The sequence below is a fragment of the Rhizobium rhizoryzae genome (genome assembly GCF_011046895.1).
Taxonomy (GTDB): domain Bacteria; phylum Pseudomonadota; class Alphaproteobacteria; order Rhizobiales; family Rhizobiaceae; genus Neorhizobium; species Neorhizobium rhizoryzae.
Genome location: NZ_CP049248.1, coordinates 13967 through 39140, shown reverse-complemented (window position 1 = coordinate 39140; position 25174 = coordinate 13967). Strand labels below are relative to the sequence as shown.

Annotated in this window: 19 protein-coding genes; 6 read left to right on the top strand and 13 right to left on the bottom strand. The window is 57.3% G+C overall.

The window, feature by feature from the left end; all coding sequences use genetic code 11:
* Positions 1–26: 26 nt before the first annotated feature.
* From G6N80_RS00485 to G6N80_RS00475, 3 genes are read right to left on the bottom strand one after another with little or no spacing between them, the layout of a single operon-like run.
* A complete protein-coding gene (locus G6N80_RS00485; protein WP_165130467.1) occupies positions 27–2408 on the bottom strand; it encodes a glycosyltransferase family 4 protein in 2382 nt (793 codons plus the stop codon).
* The gene (locus tag G6N80_RS00480; RefSeq protein ID WP_165130465.1) at positions 2405–3502 is read right to left on the bottom strand and encodes a glycosyltransferase family 4 protein; all 1098 of its coding nucleotides are present in this window, start codon (positions 3500–3502) and stop codon (positions 2405–2407) included. The genes G6N80_RS00485 and G6N80_RS00480 overlap by 4 nt, the downstream gene beginning before the upstream one ends.
* Positions 3502–5013, bottom strand: a complete 1512-nt coding sequence (locus G6N80_RS00475; protein WP_165130463.1) for a methyltransferase domain-containing protein — start codon at positions 5011–5013, stop codon at positions 3502–3504. Before G6N80_RS00475 ends, G6N80_RS00480 begins: the two co-directional genes overlap by 1 nt.
* Before the next feature lie 320 nt (positions 5014–5333).
* On the opposite strand from G6N80_RS00475, the gene G6N80_RS00470 reads away from it, so the two are divergent.
* A complete protein-coding gene (locus G6N80_RS00470) occupies positions 5334–6296 on the top strand; it encodes a DUF4214 domain-containing protein (RefSeq protein ID WP_165130461.1) in 963 nt (320 codons plus the stop codon).
* A gap of 49 nt (positions 6297–6345) precedes the next feature.
* On the opposite strand, the gene G6N80_RS00465 is transcribed toward G6N80_RS00470, so the two are convergent.
* The 3 genes from G6N80_RS00465 to G6N80_RS23445 all read right to left on the bottom strand — a co-directional run bounded on the left by G6N80_RS00465 (position 6346) and on the right by G6N80_RS23445 (position 12621).
* Positions 6346–8331: a DUF4214 domain-containing protein gene (locus G6N80_RS00465; protein ID WP_165130459.1), complete on the bottom strand. Its 1986-nt coding sequence runs from the start codon at positions 8329–8331 to the stop codon at positions 6346–6348.
* 145 nt (positions 8332–8476) lie between these two features.
* Positions 8477–10015, bottom strand: coding sequence for a class I SAM-dependent methyltransferase (locus G6N80_RS00460; RefSeq protein WP_165130457.1), 1539 nt, complete (start codon positions 10013–10015; stop codon positions 8477–8479).
* A 173-nt stretch (positions 10016–10188) separates the two neighbouring features.
* Positions 10189–12621 (bottom strand): bluetail domain-containing putative surface protein, encoded by a 2433-nt coding sequence (locus G6N80_RS23445; RefSeq protein WP_165130455.1) that lies wholly within the window; start codon positions 12619–12621, stop codon positions 10189–10191.
* A gap of 333 nt (positions 12622–12954) precedes the next feature.
* Here G6N80_RS23445 and G6N80_RS00450 point away from each other — a divergent pair, with 333 nt between their 5' ends.
* Positions 12955–13335 (top strand): helix-turn-helix domain-containing protein, encoded by a 381-nt coding sequence (locus tag G6N80_RS00450; RefSeq protein WP_165130453.1) that lies wholly within the window; start codon positions 12955–12957, stop codon positions 13333–13335.
* 125 nt (positions 13336–13460) lie between these two features.
* Positions 13461–14588: a glycosyltransferase family 4 protein gene (locus G6N80_RS00445; RefSeq protein ID WP_165130451.1), complete on the top strand. Its 1128-nt coding sequence runs from the start codon at positions 13461–13463 to the stop codon at positions 14586–14588.
* Positions 14589–14615: 27 nt separating this feature from the next.
* Here the strand turns inward: G6N80_RS00445 and G6N80_RS00440 are convergent, their stop codons facing one another.
* Positions 14616–16067, bottom strand: coding sequence for a hypothetical protein (locus G6N80_RS00440; RefSeq protein WP_165130449.1), 1452 nt, complete (start codon positions 16065–16067; stop codon positions 14616–14618).
* Between the two features lie 179 nt (positions 16068–16246).
* A complete protein-coding gene (locus tag G6N80_RS00435) occupies positions 16247–17404 on the bottom strand; it encodes a DUF4214 domain-containing protein (protein ID WP_165130447.1) in 1158 nt (385 codons plus the stop codon).
* 71 nt (positions 17405–17475) lie between these two features.
* Here G6N80_RS00435 and G6N80_RS00430 point away from each other — a divergent pair, with 71 nt between their 5' ends.
* Positions 17476–17952 (top strand): NUDIX domain-containing protein, encoded by a 477-nt coding sequence (locus G6N80_RS00430; RefSeq protein ID WP_165130445.1) that lies wholly within the window; start codon positions 17476–17478, stop codon positions 17950–17952.
* Positions 17953–17974: 22 nt separating this feature from the next.
* Here the strand turns inward: G6N80_RS00430 and G6N80_RS00425 are convergent, their stop codons facing one another.
* Entirely contained in the window at positions 17975–18370 is a 396-nt protein-coding gene (locus G6N80_RS00425; RefSeq protein ID WP_082547079.1) for a helix-turn-helix domain-containing protein, read from the bottom strand.
* Positions 18371–18695: 325 nt separating this feature from the next.
* On the opposite strand from G6N80_RS00425, the gene G6N80_RS00420 reads away from it, so the two are divergent.
* Both G6N80_RS00420 and G6N80_RS00415 read left to right on the top strand, forming a co-directional pair.
* On the top strand, positions 18696–20342 hold the full coding sequence (locus tag G6N80_RS00420) for a DUF4214 domain-containing protein (RefSeq protein WP_165130443.1): 1647 nt from the start codon (positions 18696–18698) through the stop codon (positions 20340–20342).
* A 215-nt stretch (positions 20343–20557) separates the two neighbouring features.
* Positions 20558–21664 (top strand): acyltransferase family protein, encoded by a 1107-nt coding sequence (locus tag G6N80_RS00415; RefSeq protein ID WP_165130441.1) that lies wholly within the window; start codon positions 20558–20560, stop codon positions 21662–21664.
* 57 nt (positions 21665–21721) lie between these two features.
* Here G6N80_RS00415 and G6N80_RS00410 read toward each other — a convergent pair whose 3' ends face one another.
* The 4 genes from G6N80_RS00410 to G6N80_RS00395 are packed head-to-tail and all read right to left on the bottom strand — an operon-like array spanning position 21722 to position 25151.
* Positions 21722–22987: an ABC transporter substrate-binding protein gene (locus tag G6N80_RS00410; protein WP_165130591.1), complete on the bottom strand. Its 1266-nt coding sequence runs from the start codon at positions 22985–22987 to the stop codon at positions 21722–21724.
* 34 nt (positions 22988–23021) lie between these two features.
* Positions 23022–24092, bottom strand: coding sequence for an aldo/keto reductase (locus G6N80_RS00405; RefSeq protein WP_165130439.1), 1071 nt, complete (start codon positions 24090–24092; stop codon positions 23022–23024).
* 4 nt (positions 24093–24096) lie between these two features.
* Positions 24097–24441 carry a TIGR04076 family protein gene (locus tag G6N80_RS00400; RefSeq protein ID WP_062553417.1) on the bottom strand — a complete coding sequence of 115 codons (345 nt, stop codon included), beginning with the start codon at positions 24439–24441 and terminating at the stop codon, positions 24097–24099.
* On the bottom strand, positions 24438–25151 hold the full coding sequence (locus G6N80_RS00395; protein WP_062553416.1) for a GntR family transcriptional regulator: 714 nt from the start codon (positions 25149–25151) through the stop codon (positions 24438–24440). Before G6N80_RS00395 ends, G6N80_RS00400 begins: the two co-directional genes overlap by 4 nt.
* Positions 25152–25174: the final 23 nt, after the last annotated feature.

Here is a 25174-nt window from a genome sequence, read left to right as displayed (position 1 = left end):
CCTTTTTCATTGGGGCATGATCGATTTCAGATGTCGCCGCGAATTTCCTCGAGGAAGCGATCGGCAATGACCGCCCAGGAATATTCGTCTTCGACACGGGCCCGCGCCGCAAGGATCAGCCGTTCAAGATCTGCCTCGCTGGTTTCCCTGATAGCCGCAAGTGCTGCATGCAGATCACTGGTGGAAGAACGGAAGTAATGTTCCCTGTCGGTAATGTTCAATCCGCGCGCACCGAATTCCGTGGAAATTACCGGCACGCCGGCGGCCATGTAATCCAGCATCTTCAGGTTCGTGCCTGTGCCGGACCGCATCGGGTTCAGCGCGACATCCGCAATCGACAGCATGAGATCGCGCGTTTCCATGTCGACCGCGCCCATCATCTCCATATTGACGGGCAGCTTTCGATCCTTGAACGGCATGCAGACGCTTCCGAGAATGATGAAACGCGTATCCGGACAACGGGGCGCTTCAACGATCAGGTCTTCCACGGCTTCTAGATTGGGGCCGTGCCAGCTTCCCATGAAGATGGCGAGCTGCTGCCCCCCAATGCCGCCAACCGCCTGCAGGCGGCGACGCTCCTCAAGCGAGGTGTAGGGCACGTTTTCCAGCGAAACGCCGTTCGGAACTTCTGACAGGCGTGCACGGGTCGGACCATAGATCTGTTCCAGTGCTTCCAGATCGCGATTGGCGCAGGCAAAGACGCGTTCTGCCGTGATCCAGCATTCGCGTTCTGCCAGTTCCACTTCGCGCAGCAGGGAGCCTGCTTCCGGCAGATCACCGAACACGGCGGCCTTCAGCGTGCGTTCGACGTCTTGCGCTTCGTACCAGAAGGGTTTGCCCGGCGCGGCCCGCTTCAGCCAGTCCACCATGAAGGGGTGGCAGGCAATAACGATGCGGCTGGTCATGGCGGAAAGCTTCAGCGCTTCCGTATAGTCCGGCGTCAGCCCCAGCAGCGCATTGGCGGTGATATCGCTGACGGGCTTGTGGTCAACCCGCTTCGATACTTCATATTCCGCTTCCGCATGGGCATCGGTGCGTGGAATGGTGATTTCCATCAGGCCCGGTGCGATCTCGGCCTCGTGGCGCACATCAGTGGTGGCGCCAAGCGTCACCAGATCGACGTCAAAGGTCTTCGCCAGATTGCGATAGAGATGGAAGACCCGGGACTGGCCGCCATTCATCGGCGGATAGACCTTGAAGGTCGTGGCCACGGTAATCTTTGGACGAATGACACGCGTGCGGGCTTGAGGGGCCGCAATTTCCAGCAGTCCCTTGGCTACGGTCGCCCAGTTGATGGTGGAAACTTTCGCTTCAGCCGCCTTGCCCATGGCAATGGCTTCGTCTTCGTTTGTCGCCAGGCGGTTCAGCCATTCGGCCAGTGCAGCCGGTTGCGGCTGGCAGATGAAGCCGGTTTTTCCGTGCTGAACAAATTCACAGGGGCCGCCGCTATCGACGACTGTCAGGACAGGCTTACCGCTTTTCATCGCCTCGATGGTGATGAGGCCATAATCCTCATCGACCGGAATGAAGGGCACGGCACGCGCATCGGCATAAAGTCCCGGCATATCGTCATCCGGAACATAGCCAAGGAAGCGAATGCGCGGATCATCGCCGGCGATCGCCTTCAGGCGTGCTTCATCCGGACCTGTGCCGGCGATCAACAGCGGAATGTCGCCTTTGACCGATTTCATGGCTTCGATCAGAAGATCAATGCGCTTGGGCCGGTCCAGACGGCTGCTGGTGAAGAAGTAGCTACTCTTGCCGCAGCTATAGTTATCCCGGTGCGGTGGCGGATAGAGCACGTCTACCGGCATGTCAGGCGGAAAATAGCTCTTGCGGCGCGCGACCGTTCCGGAAATCGCCGTATAGCGTTGCATGCGCATAGGCGAAAGCGCGGCATTGTCGAGAAAATGGATGACGGCGCGGCTGAAGGCGCCCGGAAATGCCAGGACATCCGGTGGCAGATCCGCATCCCGCAAGGCGCGAAGGCGATCGAACAGTTCCGGGATCTGGTCCGGATCCGGGTTCGTTATGCCTTCTTCCAGCCAGTCCGCCAGATTGCCAAGCTTCGGATGCTTCAGCACAGCCGGGTGATGCTGGCTCATCGGATAGGTGTCGTACAGTCCGCGCAGCCGGTGCAGCATGTAGCAGATATGGTTCGGATGCTTCACCATCCAGCCGGGATATTTGCCGGAGATCACACAGTCGTAAGCTGAGAGATCGAGTTTGGAGAAGGTTTCATAGGAGGAAACCAGATCCCAGAAGCTGCTCTCAGGCGACATGACCGAAACAATATCGCAGCGGTGCTCCGTATGCTCTTCGAAATGCTGTTGCAGACCCCACCAGAGGTTTTCCGCGCCACCCAGCGCCAGCGGAACCGGATGCGGCGTAATGAGAGCGATCTTCATAGAAGGATATCCTTCTTATGCGGGGGCGGCAGAGGCGGCAGATCCTGCAGCAGCGTTTCCACCACATGCGACCAGGTAATGTTGAGAGCCTCATAGCGGGCGCGGCCGTTCTGGCCCAGACGCTTGGCCAAGGCAGTATCCGCCATCAGCTTTTCGAGAGCTGCGGCAATGTCTGTCGGGTCCGGTTCGGTCACAAAGCCGGTCTCATTATTTACGACGAATTCCAGCGGTCCGCCGGAATCGCGGCAGGTAATCACTGGCTTACCGGAGAGCATGGCTTCCAGTGTTACATAGCCATAATCCTCATCCAGCGGGCCGAAGAAGACGGCGGAGGCATGGGCATAGAGGTTGAGCATATCCTCACGGCTGATGGCGCCGACGAAACGCACGCGATCGCTCAGACCCAGTTGCGCCGTCATGGATTCCAATTGGCTGCGCATGCCGCCGGAACCGGCAAAAACCGCATTGATCGGCGTCTTGCAGGCAGCGAGCGCCTTCAGCATCAGATCCTGCCGCTTCAAGCCTTCCAGGCGACTGGGCACGAAGATGTAGGGCAGCGCTTCCTCGCAGCGGAATTCTTCCCAGTTGGCAGGCGGGTGATAAAGCGCCTTGGACTCGATCTTGTTGAAATCGCGCAGACGCTGGCAGACGCGCTCGGCAATCGTGAAGACAGCGCGTGCCGATCCCGGCTCGATACCGCCAAGGCTTTCATTGTCGCCTGCAATGATGTCTTCGCGCAGCGCGTCGGTTTCCGGCTTGCCCGGCAGCCAGCCATAGGGCGTACCGTAGAGATCATAAGCCGCACGGTGTTGATGGAGCAGCCAGACACGCTTGTCGGGATGGCGCAGCATATAGGCCGGAAATTTAAGGCAGATCATGCGATCGATGCGCCCGCCATTAAAGGGCAGGTAGTTGGCGCCCAGCGCTTGATCCATGGTGTGGGCGGCGGCATCAACAGGTTCGAAGTAGAAAGGCATCGAGATCTTGTGAACGCTATGGCCTGCGGCGCGTACCGCTTCCACCAGACCGTCCACGAGAAACTCGGCCCCGCCGTAAATGCCGGGTGTATGAACTGTGGCAATTCCCACGCGCATCAGTGTTGACCGTTCTCGACCGTTTCAGCTGCGGGCTTTTCCGCATAGAGCGCATAGTCGGCCGGCTGGCGGAACCAGTCATTGACCTCTTGCGGTTCGAACCCGCTTTCCGGCTGCGAGAGATCGCAATCCTCATCCTTGCGGACAATACGGGCATTGGTGAAGCCGCGTGCTTCGGCAATGAAGCGCAGGTAATCCGGCGGAAGCGGCTTGTTGTGCGTCGGGTCGTAGTTGAAGGTGCAGGCGCCAACGACAAGGTTTTCCGGGTTTGGCGTCTCAAACAGCACAAGGCCGCCCGGCATCAGCACGCGATTTGCCGTGTCGAACAGGCTGACCAGTTCCTTGAAGCTGATATGCTCCACGATATGGAAGCCGGTGATGGCAGCCAGGCTGTTGTCGGGAAGCGACCGCAGATAGGCAATCGCATCACCTTCCAGCACATCGAGATCGAGCGCCTTGGCTTCCTGAACCATGGCGCCGTTAAGGTCTATGCCGCGCGTTGCGATATTGTTGCGTTTCAGGAGAGACAGAAACTCGCCACGGCCGCAGCCGATATCAAGCACCACGCCGCCAGCCGCGATCGGCTTGTTGGTCCTGAAGATCGGCAGATAGCGTTCCGAACGACGCAGGATCTCACTTGTCGAGCCACGGAAGCGGTTCTCGAAGGCCACGTAGAGCGAATCCAGCGATGCGTCTTCCAGCTGGGTGACGACGTCCTGATGCTCTGCCGGGAGTTTTGCACGGGCATCCGCGATCAGGGCGTTCACGGCAGCGCGCTGTGCCACGATTTCCTGACGGATGGAGCGGATTTCAGACAGCGAGGCAATGGCCTTGTCCTTGGATGCTTCCGCATCGGCGCGCGCGTCGGCGGCCCGGTATTCCGTCATCGTCATGCGTTTTTCGACGGCGGATTGTGCCGATTCCAGGAAGGACTGGTTGGCATCGTGGATCGTCTGGTTCTTGCGGATGGCCGACAGCGTGCTGTTGATTTCGTGGATCAGCGCCGTGTGCCGTTCAGACAGAAGAGAGAGACGCCGATTGGTGGTCGAGCGCACCAGAAACCGCATGAAGGGTTCAAATATCTTGCCGATGACCGGCAGCCCGGCCAGACGGTCCAGCACCGCTGCGGGCAGCAGCCAGCGGATCTTCACGCCGCGCACCTTGCCCTCCGCAGAGCGCGAAAGCGCGCTCAGCACCCGCACGACCGTGATGTGACCCTGGCGAAGGGCTGGCAAATAATAACTGCGGCCGACACCATCGATGTCACGGCCCAGAACGACACGATAGGCATTGCGCAGGAAATCTTCGTCATCGAGGGCTGCGAATTCCTCGATCGTATAGAAGGGCCTACCGAGCGGTATCTTCTCGCCGTCATCCGGTTCCTGCACGAGGGGAATGGTGCCAAGCCCCTGACGACGGCCGGTTGGTGGTGCTTCTTCTACCGCGACAGCCGCGGTCTCGGCACGCACACGGGCCAGAATCTCGTCAATCGTCGGCGTATGGTCGGACATTGCCCGTCAGCTCCTGCAGTCAATCATGGTTCGCTAAGGGGCTCTACCCTATCGCAGGCGGCTATGGAACGGTTTTCGCAGGCCGATGAGCGTCTTTACGCCCGCAGAATGCCTACGCTGTGGCGTTGAAACCATTTTCGCAAGATGTGTGCCAGCAGTTATCCCAACTGAGGATCTGTCAGCGAAACGGGCTGATTGAAATTTCACTTTACTCTAGCGTGGTTAACCATTTGAAAAGTTTACCTTTGGTTAACAATGCCATTGCGTGGCATGAGAGATCCTGACAGTCCAGATACAACTGCGGACAAGGAATTTCTCTCTTGGCAACGGTACAAGGCGTTTTTGTTGCGCTCTTTGGCAGACCGGCGGACCCTGCGGGGCTTGCCTATCTGTCCATGGTGACAAAGGGCGGCAGCGATTGGAGTGGTCTCTCGGCATTATCCGCACAGAGTGAATTTCAGGCTCGTTATTCCGGTCTTTCTGACAAGGGTGCCGTTGCCTTGCTGTATCAGACCGTGTTCGGGCGTGCACCCGAAACGGCAGGGTTGAACTACTGGCTCTCGCAACTGCAATCTGGCCATTACGATCGAACCACGCTCGCTGTCGCCATGCTGGATGGTGCCCAGGGCAGTGACCTGTCCATGGCAAATTCCAAGCTTGCTGCTGCGGATCTATTCACCGGAAGCCTTGATCTGCCACTGGAGCAGCAATCCTATGCAGGTAGCTCGGCCGCGCTCGTTGGTCGTAATCTCCTCTCAGGAGTCACAGCAGCCAAACAACCCAACGCCGCCACGATTGACGAGATCATTCTCAAGCTTTCGCAGAATGAAGGACAAAAGCCTTTCGACGGAGAAAAGGTCGTTCTCGTTTTCACCTCTTCTGATCTTGTAAAACTGTCTGCGGAACCGACGACGGGATCCATGATCCTCAAGGCTGCGACAATCAACAATATCGAGTTCAATACCTGGGGGATTTCCGGTCAGGATGCTGCGGCCTTTTCGATAGACCGGAACACGGGTGCTATCAGCCTGCAAAAGTCCGGCTATCTCAGTGACAAGGAAGTTGCGAGCTTTACAATCACTGCGACGGATGCTGCCGGAAACACAGGTTCACAGGTCGTGACAATTGCACTGGCCGGACAGACATCAAAATCGCCGCTGATGGAATTCCTCTCGCATGAATCTTCAGCTTCGGATCTTACCTGGCCTTCGGCATCCTATTCAGAAATTGCGGTCGAAACCGTCGGCCTGACGACGATGCAGCCGGATCTGCTTTCGCCTTAAGTGAGAGCGGACTGAACAGGACGGGATGCTACATGCGTCCCGCGTTCAATCAGGCCCACATTCCCTGCCAATGGTCTTGCGTGACGGCCACCAGGTCGACGCTCGGTGTCGTTGCATCTGCCTGACCATTGCTGTGCGATGCGACGGCCGTCTTGTTTTCGGCGCTGAGGGAGAAGCCGACCAGAACATCTGCACGGCTGTTCGTGCCGCTGGCGAGCGTATTGACCCAGTATCCGATGCCGCCTGCTTCACCAGCACGATCCAGAACGTTCTTGTAGAGAACTTCGACAAAAGCTGTATCGCTCATGCTCTTTGGATTTCCGAACAGCTTGGCAAACTCATCGGCGCTGATGATGCCGTTTGCAAGATCGCGCAGCGAACCACCATTGCTGAGCATATTGGACCAGTAGGCGAGGCCCGACGTATCGATGGCGCGGTCGAGGCCTGCATTGTAGACGAGCGTGATGTCCTGGCGCAAAGCGGCTGCCTTGGCTGAGTCCACGCCTGCATCCGAACCGGCAACGGCAAAGATGCCATCCTTTGTTGCCAGGAAATCAATATCGCTGGTGGTGATCTTGAAGTCGCCGTAGCCGACGACGAAGTTCGTCACAGAACCGGCAATCTTCAGGGCTGCCAGCGTCGTGTCCAGCACAAGTGTATTGATGCCGCCATTGCCCTGCACGGTGTCATTGCCTGTCTGAACGACGAAGATATCGTTGCCGGAACCGCCGACGAGCGTGTCATTGCCGTCATTGCCGTTGATGGAGGGAGCAAATGAGATATAGGCGCCGCGATCGAGACCGAGATAGGAAAGCTCGTTCCCGATGGTGCCGCCCGCCAGAATGTTGTGGCCGCTAATCCCTTCGATCCGGTCATCGCCTGCGCCACCAATCAGAGCGTTATCGGCAACATTGCCATTGATCAGATCGTTGCCCGAACCACCGATAGCGTTTTCGATGAGCGAACGCTGATCGCCCTCAAAGAGCAGGGACATGGCGACGTTGCCGGGAGCAGTCTGCCCTGCACCGAGGTTGGCGACCTGGGAGTTGCCGAAATTGATCCAGCCGCCGGGAGCGAGATCAATCGTCAGCTTGCTTGCATAGTTGGAAAGATCAATCGTATCGCGGCCGCCGCCATCCCAGATGGTTTCGAATACCTTGTTGCCGCCTGGTGCGCCCTGTCCAATCCCGTTGATGAACTTTTCGCCTGTCGTGGCACTCCAGGAATAAGCGGTGTTGCCGGCCCGTGTTTCGTAATTGGCACCGTAAAGATGCTGGATCGTTGCAATGTCGCGGATCATGGGAGACTGGGCATAATCCCAGGTGCCATTGGTATAGCCTCCACGACCATCACCGGCATAGGAGGAGTAGCTCATGACCGTGTAGGCCATGGCATCGATCGCGCTGTAAGTGCCATTGGTGCCGAAATCGAGAGTGCTTCCAGCACCGGCTTGTGGTGCCGCACCTGCCGATGCTTCGAAGCCGACGCCTTCACCATGGATCATGCCGCCGCAGCAGGGGCAGACTGCATTGCCGGTACCATCGTCTGCAATATAGCCGCTTCCCCCAGAACCAATGACCGGTTGATGAGGATGATTAAGACCAAGGGCATGGCCAATCTCATGCAGGATGGTCAACTTGGCATAGTTTCCATCGACGGGGTTGTTATAATAGTTCTTCGACGTCCCCATCCACACGTCTCCGGCTTCTGTGCTGGTACCGGGGGTATAGGCCCAGGCGGTTGCGGGAACAGAAGATGCGGCGATCTTGATGACCGCTGCTGAGCCGGATGTTTCAGTAATCTTCAGATTGATCAGCTCGGCCCAGCTGGAGAGAGCGTCACGCGCTGCGGAAGCCTGCGTGCTCGTCAGGGCCTGAAAACCTTTGGTGGTTTCTCCATAACCGTAAGAAGTGCTGTACTGGCTGGCCGATGTCGTGAAGCCAAAGGTGATGCTGTTACCCGCCCACCGGGCCGAAGTCAGAAGGTTGTCGATGACTGCAGACCCTGTAGCACTATTTGCAACAACACTTGCCATGACTTTGTACCGTCCGTTTCTGTTGATAAAACGGACAGTACTGAATAAAATTTGATATATATTTCAGTTTATTAGGTGGAATTTAAGGGATAATAATACCTTGTATTAACCATGGGAATAGCTGTTGCGGCGGTTGTTGTATCGGCTACGCAATCTCTAACGCTTTCAGCACCGGCAGCAGACCCGCGTTGAACTCTTCAGCCTGGCGCAACAGTTCAGCGCGATTTTCCTCTTCCGTTTCCAGAATACGGCCTTCTTTCAATAGCCTTTGACCTTGGGCGGTCAGCCATTGATAGACGAAGTTCACCCAGTCTGCCGGCGTCTTGCGGCCCTGTTTAAGGGCGAAGCAAAACAGCTGATTGAACCGAGTTACCTGAATGCCGCCGCCGGTGACCGGTGAGGCGAGATAGGCAATGTCGCCGCTGCTGCGAGCGCTTGCCATCAGGTGCAGGTTCAGCTTTTCGGTCCGCTTCCTGGCCTTGGAGATCGTGGCTGCATCCTGCACGGGAGCAAGGGCACCGAGAGAGGTCAACAGAATGGTTGCCTGAACCAGCTGGTCGAAATTGACCACTCCCTTCAATGCAACCTCGATCTCTGCAATGCTGCGGATCTTGAAGTCCGCCATCAGATCGAGCAGTGGCGTACAGACCGCCTCGGACAGACCGGCGCCACCCAAAGCACCGGCAACCGACATCGGCACTTTAACGCGTGGCATGGTGAGAATGAAGCGAAGCGTCTGCAAGGCCTCCACCTTCTCAAGCGGGGTGAGGCGACGCGCACCCTTGACCCAGAGATCGCGCCGGAACTGCTGGTTCATGCAGTAATCGCGCACGGTTTCACGCAGGATGGGGTCCGGAATGTCTTTCAGCAGAGCCTGCTGTTCGGGCGTCAGGTTGATGTTGTCGACACTGTCCGGCAGATGGGCGGAGGCCGCGAAACTCATCTTTGCGGAGCCAAGCCAGCGGGCCATGTCCGCCACATACATGGGATGCCAGTCACGATTGAAATATTCATGCGCGAGGTAGGAACGGCCTTGCTTCTTGATACCCTCGAAGCGCTCCTTGATAGCAGGATTGGCCTTGAGATAGTTGGGATTGGTCGCAAAAATCCTGTCGACGAAGTCCAGCGCACCCTCGACCCGGGCCGTGCTGCCGCCAGCGGGTGAAATGAGGTTGGCGCCAATTTCTGTCATCAGATGGCGCAAGGGGGCCGCCGCCGCCCAGCCGGGCTGGGTGTTGTAGCTGATGTAGAGAATGCCGCCGACCTTCAGCTTGCGACGGACGAAATCCACGATCACTGCGCGGTTCTCATCGGAAATCCAGGTCCAGATACCGTGAAGGCCGATGAAATCGAACTCTGGCAGATCCTCCCGTCCGCAAAACTCGGCAAAGGCGTGATCAGACAAATCTGCATCGGCGCCTGCGGCGCGAGCAAGCCCCTGCGCATGCAAAGCCTGGGTAGGGTTGAAATCCGTTCCGGCCCAACGGGCCTCCGTCGCCGCCGCATGCATGGCAATGCTGATGCCCTGGCCAAAACCCAGTTCGCAGGCATTCATGATGTCCGGCGCAGCATAACCTGCGTGGATGAGAGCAAGCCGCGCGCGCTGAATGTTCAGCTCGTTATAATAGCCGTGCGTATAGGTAATGTCGGTGACGTAGCCGGAGGACCATTGCGATGATGTCATTTTAATTGAGGTGTTCCCTAAAAAGATGATCTCTAGTCTAGTCATGAAATTCTATGGATAGCTTATCCTCATTCCAATTCGAAATATATTTCAACCTTTATCTGGCGAATTGAGCCATAAAAACAGAAACGGGGAGAGCTTAGCTCTCCCCGTTCATTTTCGATTTGCAAGTCTTAGACGAAGTCGGAGACTGTGAGCGTGCCCGTCAGGCCAGTGATGTTGACGACAGCGTCGTCAGCAGCCACGTAACCTGCAGTGCCGTTGTTCAGGATCAGGTAGGTACCAGCGCCTGTACCAGTGATCGTGACGACTGCTGCACCGTCTGCTGCAAGGGTACCGCCGCCAGCCGTAAGAGCTGTCGCGATGTCAGTTGCAAGCGTGCCCGTGCCAGCTGCCGTGTAGGCTGTACCCTGCAAAATAGCAGCAGGAACAGTTGTCACGTCGATCTTGTCCGTACCGGCGACAAAATCGGTGATACGGTCTGCACCAGCTACGAGAGAGTGTGCCAGAGTCGTGTAAACGAATGTGTCAACACCTGCGCCACCCGTCAGCGTGTCAGCGCCAGCGCCACCGGTGATCCCGTCGTTGCCATCGCCACCGAGGATGGTGTCGTTACCTGCACCACCGTTTACAGTGTCGTTACCTGCGCCGGCAGTGATGTTGTCAGCCTGGCCAGAACCGGTGATCACGTCAGCTGCGGAACCAGTGGTGATCTTGATGCCGTTCGTTGCAAAGTTGGTTGCATCGATCGTCTGCACACCGGTTGCAGCGGAACCATCAATGTGAGCATTCACTGTTGCCAGAGCTTCAGTGGTGATGCCGATCGTGCCTGCGCCCTTCAGAACGATGCTGGATAGAGCCGGAGAGGCTGTGAGGTCAGTGATTGAAATGTTCTCAGTTGCGGTCAACTCGAGGTTTTCAACGCCGGCCATAGCGATCTTGCCAAGGGCAATCGTACCAACAGTTGCTGCACCGTCGTTAGCGTCGATCTTCACTGTGTCGATCTGGCCAACGCCTTCTGCACCCTTGACACCGATGGTGATCGCACCGGTCGCGTTACCAGCAAGAACCGTGATTGCGCCAGCCTGTGCTGCCGTCAGGTTGGTAACAGCCGTACCGCCAGCATTGTTGCTATCGTTAATGCGGATAGCCGTGATACCAGCGATGTTGTCCAGGTTACCAGAGGTGTTATCTGAAACCTGCAGAACTTCAAAGTTGGTGTACTTTGCGCCCTTTGCAGCGGTGTCGAGGTCAGCGGTTGCCGTCAGAACGAGACGGTCAGCCGTGCCAGCGCCAGCGTTTACGGAGCCGGTCAGGAGTCCCTGGCCACCCGTGCTGATGACGTCGTTGCCAGCGCCACCGGTCACAACCTGTGCAGCGTTGGAAAGCGTTGCCGTCAGGCCACCTGCGGTGAGGCCAGAAGCATCAATCGTGCGCAGGTCAGAGTCGAGCGCGCCAACGTTGACAGCTTCAGCTGCGCCGGAAACCTTCAGCGTCGAGTTCGTGCCTGTCGTTGCAATCGACGTAGCAGTGAAGTTTGTCGTTGCATTGATATTGATGGTGGTTGCGGCACCCACATTGATGTTGGCAGCAGTGTTCGCTGCACCCGTGGATGTGATGTTAGCAGTTGTGAAAGCAGTAGCGCCGTTTGCAGTCAGGTCGCCAGATGTGCCGCCTGCATAAGCAATATTGGCAGTCGTCGCAGCAGCAACGTAACCAGCAGTGATTGCACCAGTCAGGTTGGCACCAGAGCCTACGGTCACCGTTGCACCATTGGCAAGGTTCGTCAGGGCAGTGGTGCTTGTGTTGGTGCCCGTCAGGACGACGTTCGTCAGGCCTGTCGCGCTGAGTTCGTTGGCCGTGTTAGCGATTGCACGGATGCCAACAACTTCGATGTTGGAGACCTGTGCGCCAGCCAGAACGTCACCAGCTTCGCTGACGGTGATGTTCAGTGTATCGGTACCAGCGCCACCGTTGATGGTGTCTGCAGACGTGAGGGTCGCGTTCGCAGCAGCCTTCAAGCCGGTGAACAGGTCGTTGCCAGCTGTGCCCGGGAAGTTGTCTACGCCGGTCGTCAGGGCCGTCGTGGTCGACGGAGCCGGGTTGTTGACGATGTTGGCAATGGCCAGATCGACAGCAGCCTGCGTCGGAACAGTGGTCGTCACGCCAGCGATAAAGGCGCGGCCAGCGTCGCCAGCAGCCGTACCGGAGTAACCAACGATTTCCGGACCGGTGTCCAGAGAAGCCGTGAACAGGTTTGCAGCAGCAATCTTGTTGTTGACGGTCGTCAGGTCAGAGCCCGTTGCGCCGTCCAGAATGTTGATTGCAATCGTGTTGATCGTCAGACGACCAGCGGCCAAAGCGTTCGAGAAGAACGTCAGACCCGTTACGTCAGCATCGCGGCCGAACAGCGACTGGTAGATCGAGTTGATGATCTGAACATTGGACTGGCCAGTGAAGCGGTTCAGGTACTCAGGCTGCGTAGCCAGGTTACCGATCGCGTTCAGGTTCGCGCCATTGTTGGTGACGGAGTTGAAGTAGGAGAGACCCGTCGGGTCAGCCGGACGGCCGAACAGCGCGAGATATACGCCCTGAATAGTTGCCATTGTAGAATTCCTCTCGAGATTGGAACGACCGATTTGGTGGTCGGTAGTGATTGCTATACGCAGTGCAGTCGTTGGTCAATAAGCTGCTATAGTGATTGCTGTATTTTTTCACGTCGTTTTGCAACTCCAGGCGATTATCGCGGCTATCTATTCGCTTTAAGGCTTATTTTTGCGCCTTTTTACGGCCTTTCAAAGGGATGCTTTAAGCCTTCCGGCAAAAATATGGCTCTCCCATATGATTTGCGCTTTACAAAAGTTAAGCATTCGCACTATAGAGTGAGAACAGATACACGCCTTGTGTATGCTTCACTTATTCCGAAGGGTACAGCGCCGATGAGTTCGCAAGTTCAGCAGGTTTTGAGCCGGGACGACACCGTTGCCCTACGGCGCGAAGGCGGCGCCTGGCTGAAGGAAAAACGCGAGGCGGCGGGCTTGAGCCAGCGCGAACTCGCGGCACGCGTCGGTATCGAATACTATACCTTCATTTCGCAGATCGAAGCTGGCCGTGGCCGTGTCCCGGCGGAACGTTATGAAGCCTATTCCGCGGCTTTGCGCGTTTCCCCACGCGACTTCACGATGACCATGCTGCGTTATAACGACCCGATCATTTTCCGCCTTCTGGAGGAACCAAAGGAAGAGGTTGAAGCCAAGGCGGCTTCCATCTCTGATCTCGAGGAGCGGCTGCGCCGTCTCGAGGCGCGTCTCGGCGAATAAGTTCGGTTGGTATTCTTGCATTCAGCGGCGGCCATTCGGTCGCCGTTTTGCGTTTTGGCCAAGACGCCTTGCTCCCGCCGCGGCGAACCGGCAAAAGAGGTTTCCTGATTGGTCCGGAAAACCCGATGCGCGTTCTTCATTTCTTCAAAACCTACTGGCCTGACACATTTGGCGGTGTAGAGCGAACCATTCACGCCCTGGCGAAAGGGTGCCGCGCGCATGGCATCGAGGCGGATGTTCTGTCATTGAGCCCATCCCCGAAGCCTGAGCCATTTGAATTCGACGATCATCGTGTGACGCAGGTGAAATGCGATCTCGATGTTGCATCGACCGGCTTTTCCCGCGAGGCCTTCGGCGCGTTCCGGCGACTGGCGAAAGAAGCCGATGTCATCAACTATCATTTCCCCTGGCCCTTCATGGATATGGTGGAAATGGTGGTGCCGCATGGCAAGCCGGTGGTGGTGACCTATCATTCCGATATCGTGAAGCAGAAGCTGCTCTTGAAGCTTTACAGCCCGCTGATGCACCGGTTTCTGGCGCGAGCAGATCGAATCATCGCCACGTCACCGAATTATCTGGCCTCCAGCCCGGTGCTTCAGCGCCATCGCGACAAGGTGCAGGTGGTGCCGCTTGGCCTGGCCGAAGCAGATTATCCCGCCGCTGATTCGGCGCGAACAGAGCATTGGCGTCAGCGTTTTCCGGGCGGTTTCTTTCTCTTCGTCGGCGTGCTGCGCTATTACAAGGGAATACACATTCTCTATGAAGCCGCAAAGCGCACGCAGTTGCCGATCGTGGTGATTGGCGGGGGTGGTGCGGAAGAAGAGTTTCGTAACCGCGCCGCAGCCGATGGCTTGAGCAACCTTCATTTTCTCGGGCCGCTGGAGGATATCGACAAGACGGCGCTGTTTTCGCTCTGCCGTGCGCTCGTCTTTCCCTCGCATTTGCGATCCGAAGCTTTCGGTCTCTCGCTAGTCGAGGCTGCCATGGCGGCCAAGCCGATGATTTCCTGCGAAATCGGGACCGGCACCAGCTATGTGAACCTCAACGGTGAGACGGGAATAACGATTGCGCCTGCCGATCCGCAGGCCTTGGCTTCCGCCATGCAGGTGCTTTGGCAGGATGAGGCCTTATGTGCCCGTTATGGCGCGGCGGCACGGTTGCGGTATGAGGCGATGTTCACCGCAAACTGCATGACAGCCGCATATGCGCAGATCTATCGTGATGTGGCGAAGTCTGGAAAAGCAGGATGCTAGATCAGAAAGCACTGAGGTCCGGAGGCCTCAGCTGAAGAAATGCATGATGTCGTCGATCACGGCAGCTTTGCCTACGATGGTAACGGTGCTCTGGTCGGCTGCCACGTTTGTCCAGATACCAAGTTCGCTGGCCTTCAAACCATCCACATTGGCCTGCTCAAACAGCAATTTTCCGCTTTGCCATTCAAACGAGTACTGACCCATCTGCTTGGTGAGAAAATCCTGCACCATAGATGACTTGATGATGTCAACGCTCGTCTTCAAAACGAAGCCGGCTTTGGTTGTCAACTCGTCCAATGTGTTGATTGAGACTGTAAATGGCGCTTCTATGACGGGCTTTGCGGCCTCCGGCGCAGCGTCCTTGACCGGCGTGTTCGAGCTCGTCGGTTTATAATTGAACAGAATACCGCCGGTCTTGATGGTCTCGTCTGCCAGCGCCTTCAGCCCGTTGCTGCTGGTCACCGGCGTACTTTCCGCTTCGGGGTCAGCCGTCCGTGCCATCGGCTCGGATGATTTGATCACCACGTCCTGATTGCTGACTTCCGTATGCAGGTTCGAATGTTGCTCGACCACCGGATTATTGGAGACAGGCGCGGCCTCCTTCAGGATAACCTGTTGCGGCTGCGTCAGGGCATGGGCCGTTTCGCCGTTGTTTTTCGCCGCCTGAAGTACTTCGGTAACCGGCTGTGTGCGGGCAGAGGACTGCACATGCACTGCAGTTTCGGTCTGCGGAACAAGCATCTTGTGCTGCTCGGACCCTTCAAGCAGCTGAAGAGCAGGGGCATCCTCGGCATGCGGCAGGACAACGGTCTTTTCCGTTTCTGTCGCCAGTACCTTGGTATTGGCATCAAGTGTCGTGGCCAATTCGCCAGCCAGGATGACACCGGCCAGAAGTGCGGCATTGGCAGGCGCATCCACGCTATCGAAAGCACGCGCAAACGCGTTTTGAGCGCGCGCAAAGGCCGCGCTGGATTTGTCGATCAGCCGGGCCGGGCCCGTGGCATCACCGGCAACGGAAACCTTGTCGGCCAGACCCTTGGCCTGGGCTTCGCTGTTTTCCAGCTTGAACAGCAGGAAGATAGCGGAGATCGACATGATGATGCGTGCCGCCGGGTGGATGACGACGTTCTTCGCACGCTCGGAGCGAATGGAGAGCGAGGTCCGGACGGCAGCCTCGAATTCCATGATCAACGCGGCAATGTTGGCCGCAGAGATCCGCAGGTTCAGCGGATCGCAGATCAGATGGCAGCGATCATCGATACGCGCCACATGCAGGAAAACATCCTGTGAGCTTTGGTCGAAGAAAACGAGCCATGGTTCGCCGATATCGCTCAGGCCACGATCAATGCCGATCGCCGCGCCATTTTCGGCCAGAAGTCGGTGTGCGCGGTAAAAATCTGCAATTTCCTGCTGTGACCAGTCCGCAATCTGGGGTGCGGGCTTGCGGGCGTTCTTGGTCGGGAAAGGCAGAATCCGCATGCAATCCGTTCTCTGTTTTACTCATTGCTGTCCGTGCCGCCTTCGAAGCAGCAGTGCAAGGTCTAAATCACTATGCCAAATTGCGTCATCTGGCAATCCGAAGCCTCAAGGCGATGAAGGGTAAGTTGTCGTTTCTGCACGTGTTATTTGCATATGTGGCGTAATTTACACATACCAGACTATACGTACCAGATCCCGTCCTTGATGGCGGTCGCCACATTCGTCTGGTTTTCGGTGCTTTCGGAAAAGTCTGCCATCAGCTTTTCGCGTTGATAGCCACCCGTCAGCTTGCCCTCCCAGAAGCTGAAGCCCGCAGCATCCGGCGATCGTCCCAGCACGTTCTTGTAGACCAGATTGACGAAAGCCGTGTTGTTCACCGTTTGCGGCGTGCCATAGGTGGCCTTGAACTCCGCGGAATCGATGAAATTGGCTGACATCCAGACGATATCGCCCTTGCCCGCATCCAGTTGCTTGATCCAGTAACCCAGACCGGACTGATCCGGCGTACGGTCGAGCGCGGCCTTGTAGAGGCGATAGACCTGACCGGCATTGCCGGTAGTGTCAAAGGCCAACGTTCCGTCATTGAACTGAAGGCGTTCGATATTCGTCAGCTGGTCCGTGCCTTGCCCCGTAGCCGTGATTGTAGCGCCGGACTTTGTGACATTGATCTGGGCGCGGCTTGCCGCAAAGATGGCGGTATCTGTTCCTGCAAGGCCGTCGATCACGTCATTGCCGGTTGTCAGCGTGAAAGTGTCATTGCCATTGGTGGCAACAAAACCGCGTAGGGGTGCGGCGCCATACAGGACCTGCGCGCCCGCTATATCCCCGGTGTTCAGGGTCACCTGATCATTGGCGAGCGCATACATGATCTGGCTTTTGTCATCGGTATGGCCAAGGCCGATCGCATGGCCAATCTCGTGAAGGGCCGTGGTGTAGAAATTGGAAAGCGGACCAGCGGTCGTCGTATTCTTGTTGGTGGACCAGCTTTCAGCCGTATCAAAGCGGATCTCGGCGCCAGAAATCGAGAAGTTGACATTGTTGGTCGATATTGCCTGCCAGCTTGCCTCGCCAAGCGTCTTGCCCGGACCATCGATCTGATCCCAGCCGATCCGCAGTTTTGCCGATGTCCCATCGGGGATTTCAACGAAGCTGATATTGGCGACGGTAGACCAGGCAGCAAAGGCATCGCGTACCAATTGCTGATAGGCAGTGTCGGTTATGGGCTTGAAGTTGAACCCGCCCCAGCTTTGCGCCGCAAAACTCCACGTAATCTGGCCGCCACTTGTGCCATAGGTCGCATCGCCCCATTTGGGGCCGGCCAGATTATAGGACGCCATCTTCGTTCCCTCTTCGCAAGATCCGCCAGGATAAACGTGCATCGCAGCAGAATCCAAGATATCAGAGCGCCATGAAATTGCATCTCGCTTCCGCCGTCAGCCGTCTCTTCTCGAAGATCTTGCGGCTACACTATTCATTTTTCAGCGGAAAAATCCTGTCGGTCCGGGCCATCTGCACCGATGCGGAAAACCGGATCTATCTCGTCCGGCATAGCTACACACCGGGCTGGCATCTGCCGGGCGGCGGGGTCGATAATGGTGTGAGCGTGGAGGAGGCGCTTGCTGCCGAGCTGAGGGAGGAGGGCAATCTCCAGATCCTCGGCAAGCCTGTCCTGAAATATGTCTACCTGAATGTCGAAGGTTCACGGCGGGAGCATATCGTGCTGTTCACCGCGCAGGTGTCGCAACCGGATGGCTTCAGCCGCAACTTCGAAATCATCGAGGGGCGCTTCTTTTCGATGGCAGAGCTGCCGCCGGATCTGGATCCCGCTTGCCAGCGACGCATACAGGAGTGGGTGATCGGGGAGTTCGGCGCAGCGGCATGGTGATGTGCCGCCGCTATACCTGTTGTTACTTGATGAGCATGGACTCAAGCATGGAGAGGCGCTTTTCCAGATCCACGATCACGGAGCCGCTTTTCTCAGGCGCAGGCGCCGCTTCCGGCTTGGCGCTCATCTGCAGCAGGCGGTAGATTGCCGGCTCGTTATAGCTCAGCATGATCAGCGTGAACTCACGCGGATTGATGCCCAGCGCATTGGCATAGGCCTCGTAGCGCTCTGCCGGAACCCGGCCGCGGCCTGCCTCGATCTGCGAGATAAATGTATAGTATTCGATGCCGACCTTGACGGCGAGTTCCCGCTGGCTGAGGCCCACGGCTTCGCGTCTTTCCTTCAGCCAGGAACCCGCTTCGCGCCGTAGTGCGGCTGCTTCATCCTTGGTCGACACATTTTCCAACTGTGAGTGCATGACTATCCCGGCCCCTCGGGCGCCGCTGCCCAGCGCGCCCTGTTACAGTGCCTCTTATATAGTGAATCATTGACTTGTGTAAACCGCAAAAGAGCCGACTGTGCGTCACAAAGAGGAAAAAAATGCGAAAAGACTCTAATATGCGCATATCATTTCCGAATATGCCCGATTTTAGCGCGAAAAAAGATGTTATGATTCAGTATCATACACCAAAGACGAGAAATTTTAGCGAAATTCGTATAGTGAGTTATTGACCTGTTGAGTGGATCGCTATACCTCTTGGCTCGACCGAAACATTGGTCATCCAATCGAGAGGAATTTCACTATGGCAACTATTCAGGGCGTATATGTCGCGCTGTTCGGCCGTCCGGCTGACCCGACAGGCCTCAGCTACTTCAACTCCGTCACGAACAACGGTGCGAACCTCAATGCGATCGGCAATCTTGCTGCTTCGCCTGAGTACCAGGCTCGCTTCTCCGGCCTGAACAACGTTCAGATCATCAACTCGATCTATCAGTCCCTGTTCGGCCGCGATGCGGACCTGACTGGCCTGAACTTCTTCTCCAACGCGCTGGCAAACGGCTCGCTCAACATCAACAACATCGCAATCGCGATCCTTGATGGTGCCCAGGGCAACGACCGCACGGTCTCCAACAACAAGATCGCTGCTGCCGACCTCTACACCAAGGCACTCGACACGGGTTCTGAAGTTGTAGCATACTCCGGTCTGGCTGCTGCTGCTCAGGGCCGCGCTTTCGTAACGGGCGTTACGACGACTGTTCCGACAGCTGCTGCAGTTGATACGGCTGTTGCTGCTATGGTTTCGGCTAGCGGTTCTGGTTCCACGGGTCAGCCGGGTTCTATCATTACGCTGACGGCGGCAACGGCAGATGTCGTTTCGCCTGATCAGACGTCGTTTGCACTTAAGACGACTGCTAATGACGATACCATTCGCGCAAACCTCACTGTGAATGCTCTCGAAACAACAGATATTATTGATGGCGGCGCTGGCAACGACACGCTTAACGCAAGCCTGAATAACGTTTCGATCACTCCGGTGATCAAAAATGTTGAGACGCTCAACATCACTGACCTTACTGCAGCAACGAAGTCCACGCTTGACCTGAGCGCATCTACAGGCGTCAAGGCTGTTTGGAACAGCGCTTCTGTAGGTGAGCTGGAAATTTCTGGCGTGAATGTTGCTACTACTGTGGGCGTTAAGGGTGCGATTGCTGACGATGCGACGTTCACCTTTGCTAACGTAACAGGTAGCAATGACACTGCTACTTTGGCAGTTCAAGAAGCCGTGCTGACCGCTGGCGAGACTTTGTCTGTCCTCGGCATTGAGAACCTGAATGTAGTTGTTTCTAATGACACTACCACGACGGGCAACGTTTCCACGCTTGGCGCGGTTGTTCTCACGAACACTAAGTCTATCGTTGTGACAGGTGAAGCTGATACACTCACTGTTGGTGACAATGCCGCAGCGAATTTCAGCGCGCTTACCAAGTTTGACGCTTCTGGCCTGAAGGGCAATCTGGTTCTCGATCTCGCTACCGGCACGGATCCGACTGAAGGCGTTGCTATCTCTGTATCCAGCAACGGCACGAACACTGTCACGCTTGGTGCGACCGCAGGCAAGGCTGATTCGCTTGTGTTCACCAGTGCAAACGTCTCGACAATCAACAAAATGACGACTGTCAACGGCTTTGAATTTACTGCCGACAAGTTGGATGTTAAGTCGTTCGCTCTTGGTGCTGATACAACCGTTGGATCGACGGCAGTTACGCCTGCTGGTGATATTGCTGGCTTCTTCTCCGGTACCGGTCGCGTAGTTCTGAACGCAGGTACAGAGATGGTTTACGTCGACGCGAACAAGGACGGCAACTTCAATGCTGGAACCGATCTTGCTATTAAGATCGTCGGCGCAACTGCTGCTAACTTCACTGCAGCAGATTTGACACTTTCCTAATCCCTCTCGGATTGGACAGAGGAACCCCCGGAGCAATCCGGGGGTTTTTCGCATTCAGGGGCAAGCTTCCCTCCTCATCTTGTTGTCGTTGGGCAACAAGATTGTAATCGTCGACGACTGCTGGCTCTGAGCCCTCTCGCGACAGCAATCCTGTGCTAAAGCTCTGTCATCATCCTCTCAGCAGGGGAGCTGAAGGCAGGTTGGGGACAGGACGGTTGGGCAAGTCAGGTCGTTTTGAAAATATTGACGGCTTGCGCGCCATCGCGGCGTGCCTTGTCATCTGGCTGCATGTGGCGGAAATATTTTCGCAGCTTGGCAATCAGGCTTCGTCATGGCTGCATACTGTACCAGTAACGCTTGATTTCGGCCGAACCGGAGTTCTGGTCTTCTTTCTGATCAGCGGCTTTCTCATTCCCTCGAGCCTCAAGGGGGAGCGGGTGGAGGGATTGCGCAAGTTTGCCATCCGCCGTTTCTTCCGGCTCTATCCGCTCTACTGGGTCTCCATACCGCTCAGTCTCGTCACCATGTGGTGGCTATATGACAGGCAGGCGGATTGGCAGACGCTCGTCTTCAATCTGACGATGATCCAGCACAAGCTGGGCTATCAGGATATTTCCGGGCTTTACTGGACGCTGAAGATCGAGCTTTATTTCTACCTCATCTGCGCGCTTCTGTTTGCGCTGAAGCTGCTCGATCGGGAACGGGTCATTCTTGGCGCCGTGCTGCTGATCATTCCGGTCCACCTGCTGCTGAAGATCGGCGGCGGCAAGAGCATCAACCTCATGACCATCCCCGCCCATGATGTGGCCTTCATCAGCATGATGTTTCTGGGTGCCGCGATCCGCCGCCTCGTGGATGGACGGTTATCGTCGCCGGGCCGTATCATCCTGGGCGCACTCTGCCTGCTCGTCTGCCTCGGCATACCGGCGGCCCTGCTTTATCACTCGGTGGTTTTCGAGGCCACGAGTGCGCGTGTCCTGAAGCTACTGCTGCCCTATCCCATCGCGCTTGGCATTTTCCTGCTGTTCGTGCTGCGCGGCCTATCCTGGAGGCCGCTCTCCTGGCTGGGTGAGATCAGCTATTCGCTCTATCTCATGCATCCGGTCGTGTTCTACACGCTGTACTGGGCGATCCTGCAGACCGATGAGGCAAGCTGGCTGCGGCAACTGAGCCTGCCCGTCTATATAGTCTTCGTCTTTGCGGCGATCATCGCGTTTTGCGCGCTCACCTATCGTTTTATCGAAGCGCCGATGATTGCGCTGGGCCAGCGCCTGTCGCGCAAGCCGATGCTTGTGGCGCAGCCGCACGCTCTGGCTGCCTGAGTGGTGTCAAGCGTTTCCGCAGGAGCATGAGCCCCTGCAGAGACGCTTCTTGCAAGTTTACTTCGTCAGCGAAGCCTTGATCGTGCCGACCTCTTCGGCGCTCATCTGGCCAAGTGTCGTCACTGCCCCGTCCTTGATCTTCCAGAGACGGAAGGGGCCGATGATATCGCCATATTTGTCGAAGGAGACGGGACCGATCACGCCTTCGTATTTGATCGGCTTGCCTTCCTTGATGAGCTTCAGCGCCTTTTCGAACTCCGCTTTCCCGGCATAGATCGGGGTTCCGCCCTCGGCGACCACCTGCGGAATGGCTGCCTTGATGGCTGCCTTGTCGGCTGAGCCGGCCTTGGCGATGGCAAGGGCTACGATGGCACCCGCATCGTAGGATCGATCGGCGGCAGGCGCGCCGGGCGAGATGCCGCCGGAGAATTTCTCGTAATTGGCGTTGAAATATTCGGTGGATGCCGTCGGCTTGGTGCCCGAAGACGTGCCATAGGCATCGTTCAGATACTGTGCGCCGACGCTTGCGATGAAGTCCTTCGAGTTCATTCCGTCATTCAGCAGGAATTTGGCTGCACCTCCGCCCGAGATCCAGGCGCGGGCAATCGTTGCACCATCCACGGGCGTGCTGACGAGATAGAGGGCTTCAGGATCGCCCTTCATCGCGGCACTTGCTTCGGAGGAATAGCTTGCCTGTTTTTCGTTATAGGGCGTGGTCGAGGTAATGGTGCCGCCGAGCTTGGTATAGGCGGCGGAAAACTCCTTCATCAGGTTCACGCCGAAATCATTGTTGACGTGAACGATGGCGATCTTTTTCAGGCCCTGATCCAGCGCATATTTTGCCGCCGCAGTGCCCTGAAGCGCGTCTGACGTGATGGTGCGGAAGAATACGCCATTGGTCTTGCCGTCTCGGCCCAATGCGGTCAGCGTCGGCGAAGAGGAGGCAGGTGAAACCTGTGGCACGCCCGCCGGGGCGGTTACGGAGGTCAGGATCGGGATCGACACCGACGAAATGATGCCGCCGATGATGACCGGCACTTTCTTGATGTTGACGAGCTGGGTTGCCTGATCCACGGCCACATTGCCCTGGCTCTGGCTGTCGCGCGTATCCATCGTGAGTTTGCAGCCGTTTGCGCCGCCCGCCTCGTTGAAATCCCGAAACGCCATCTCGACGGATTTCGCGCCCGCCTTGCCATACTCACCGGCAGGGCCCGTGAGTTCCATGACGACGCCGACCGTGACATCGCAATCGGCAGCGTTTGCCGGCAGCGCCGTTGCGGACAGTCCTGCCAGGATGGTGGAGGCCAGGACCAGTTTCTTCATCTGCAGCTTTTTCAATTCCGTTCCCCTTTTCATCTCATTCCCCTTTGTTGCGGCCCTCATCGGGGCCTTTGTTGAGATTGTATTTCATGATGCTGCCGTGCCGACCGGTACGGTCGCGCTCCAGCGTATAGACATCGCCGTCCAGCGCGCGCGCTTGTGCCAGCACGCCATCAATCTCGGCGAGATCCTGTTGCGACAGCGTGATGTCCGAGATGGCGAGATTGGAGGGAAGGTGGTCGCGGTTGCGCGCGCCGACGATGACGGCGGCAACCCCCGGCTTTCTCAGCATGGCGGCGCTGGCAACCGTCGCGATATCCGTCTGGTGACGGTCAGCAATGCGACGCAGCGTGGCAAGCAGGGCCTGGAACAGATCCCAGCCGCCGATATCGTCGATGATCAGCTTGTATTTGGTGAGCGAGCGGTTCTCCAGCGGATGCTCCGGCTCGGTCACGCCCAGCCATTTGTCACTGAGGAAACCACCTGCCACCGTACCATAGCAGAACAGCGCAAAGCCCTTGTTTTGCGCCAGGGAGACCATGCGCTTTTCCGGACGCCGGTCGAGCAGCGAATATTGCAATTGCAGGGAGGTAAGCGGAATGCCTGCTTCGAACAGTGCCTCGATGTGGTCGCTGTCGAAATTGGTGGCGCTGACCTTGCCGATCTTGCCTTCGTCCTGAAGTTCCTTCAGCCAGCCCGCCGTTTCCAGCCAGCCGGGAATATCATAGGCCCACCAGTGGAACTGCACGAGATCCAGCGTCTCGAGATTCAGGCGCTTCAGCGATGTATCGATCACGCCTTCCACGTAAGCCTTGCTGATCGTGGGCAGCACCGCGAGATCCGGTACGAACTTGGTGTGCACCCGGATACGGCTGAGAGCCTCTTCTCCCCGCAAGTCACGATAGCGCAGGCGAAACTGGCCGATGAGCTCCTCGACGCCGGTATAGATATCGGCGCAGTCGAAGGTGGTGATGCCCGCATCGGCAAAGGCCACCATGTCCTCCACGGCGGTAGTCCGGTCGATGTCTCCATGGCCGCCCGCCAGCTGCCAGCCGCCACGGATGACGCGAGAGATTTCGTAGCCGGGGGCGAGCGTGATGCGTTGCATGGGATCAGTCTTCTTTCAGGGGAACGGCAGTGGTTTCAGCATGGCTGAAGCGGCGAAGGCCCGTGCGCCGAATGCGCAGGCGGGTTGCGCAATTGGGATCGGGACAGGCGATATCGGCATCTGTCGTCATCCAGTCATGCGGATGGGTCGGGCGCTGCTTGGCGGCGAGCAGGGGAAGCACCGAGGCGAGCGAATAGATGGAAATGCCCTGGCCCGGTGGCAGATGCAGCATTTCGCCCTTCAGTTCGAAATAGTCTCCGGGTTTTGCCCCGCAATAAACCGGGCCTTCCTCCGGGATCACGACATCGACCCGAAGATCGAAAAGCTCGAAACTGTCGTCGCGGCTCATGCGGCTTCCTCTCCGGCAGCAAGACGCGCCCGTACGAGATCGAAGGAGCGGCCAATATCATCCGCAAGAGACGCAACGGCGGCCTTTCCATCCTTGCGCTCGATGGCGCCGATCATGGCCCAGTGATGATCGGTTGCGGCAAGGCCTCCCTGTTCATCGTGGATCTGCGCCGCCGCCCGCACCACTGGACCGGACTGCAGCCAGAGACTTTCGACAATGGGGATCAGCACCTGCGAACCGGCAGCCTGGTAGATGTGGAAGTGGAAACGCTGGTTGAACTGGGATGTCACCGGCCCGATGTCCTGCCCGTGCATCTCGAAGGCCTGATCGCAATCACTGTTGATCTTGCGCAGGATTTCGAGATCGTCTGCCGTCAGATGCGCAATCGCCATCTCCACCAGCCGCCCCTCGATCAGCACACGGGCGCGCTCCAGATCATCGAGCCTCTGCCGAGTGATCAGTGGCACGCGCACCGTTCGGTTCGGCATGGCTTCCAGCGCCTGCTCCGACACCAGCCGACCCAGCGCCTCGCGCACCGGCATGGTGCTGGTCTGCAAGCGTTCCGCCAGTTCCACGATCCGCAACGGATCGCCTGCGGCAAAGCCGCCATTGATCAGGGTCTGGCGCAACTGGCCATAGACCCGGTCCTGCACCGTTTCACGGCCGACGGGGGTCAGGCCCTCGACGCTGCTGTGAGGTGTTTCCGTCATCCCTGCCTCATTTTCTCATTGCG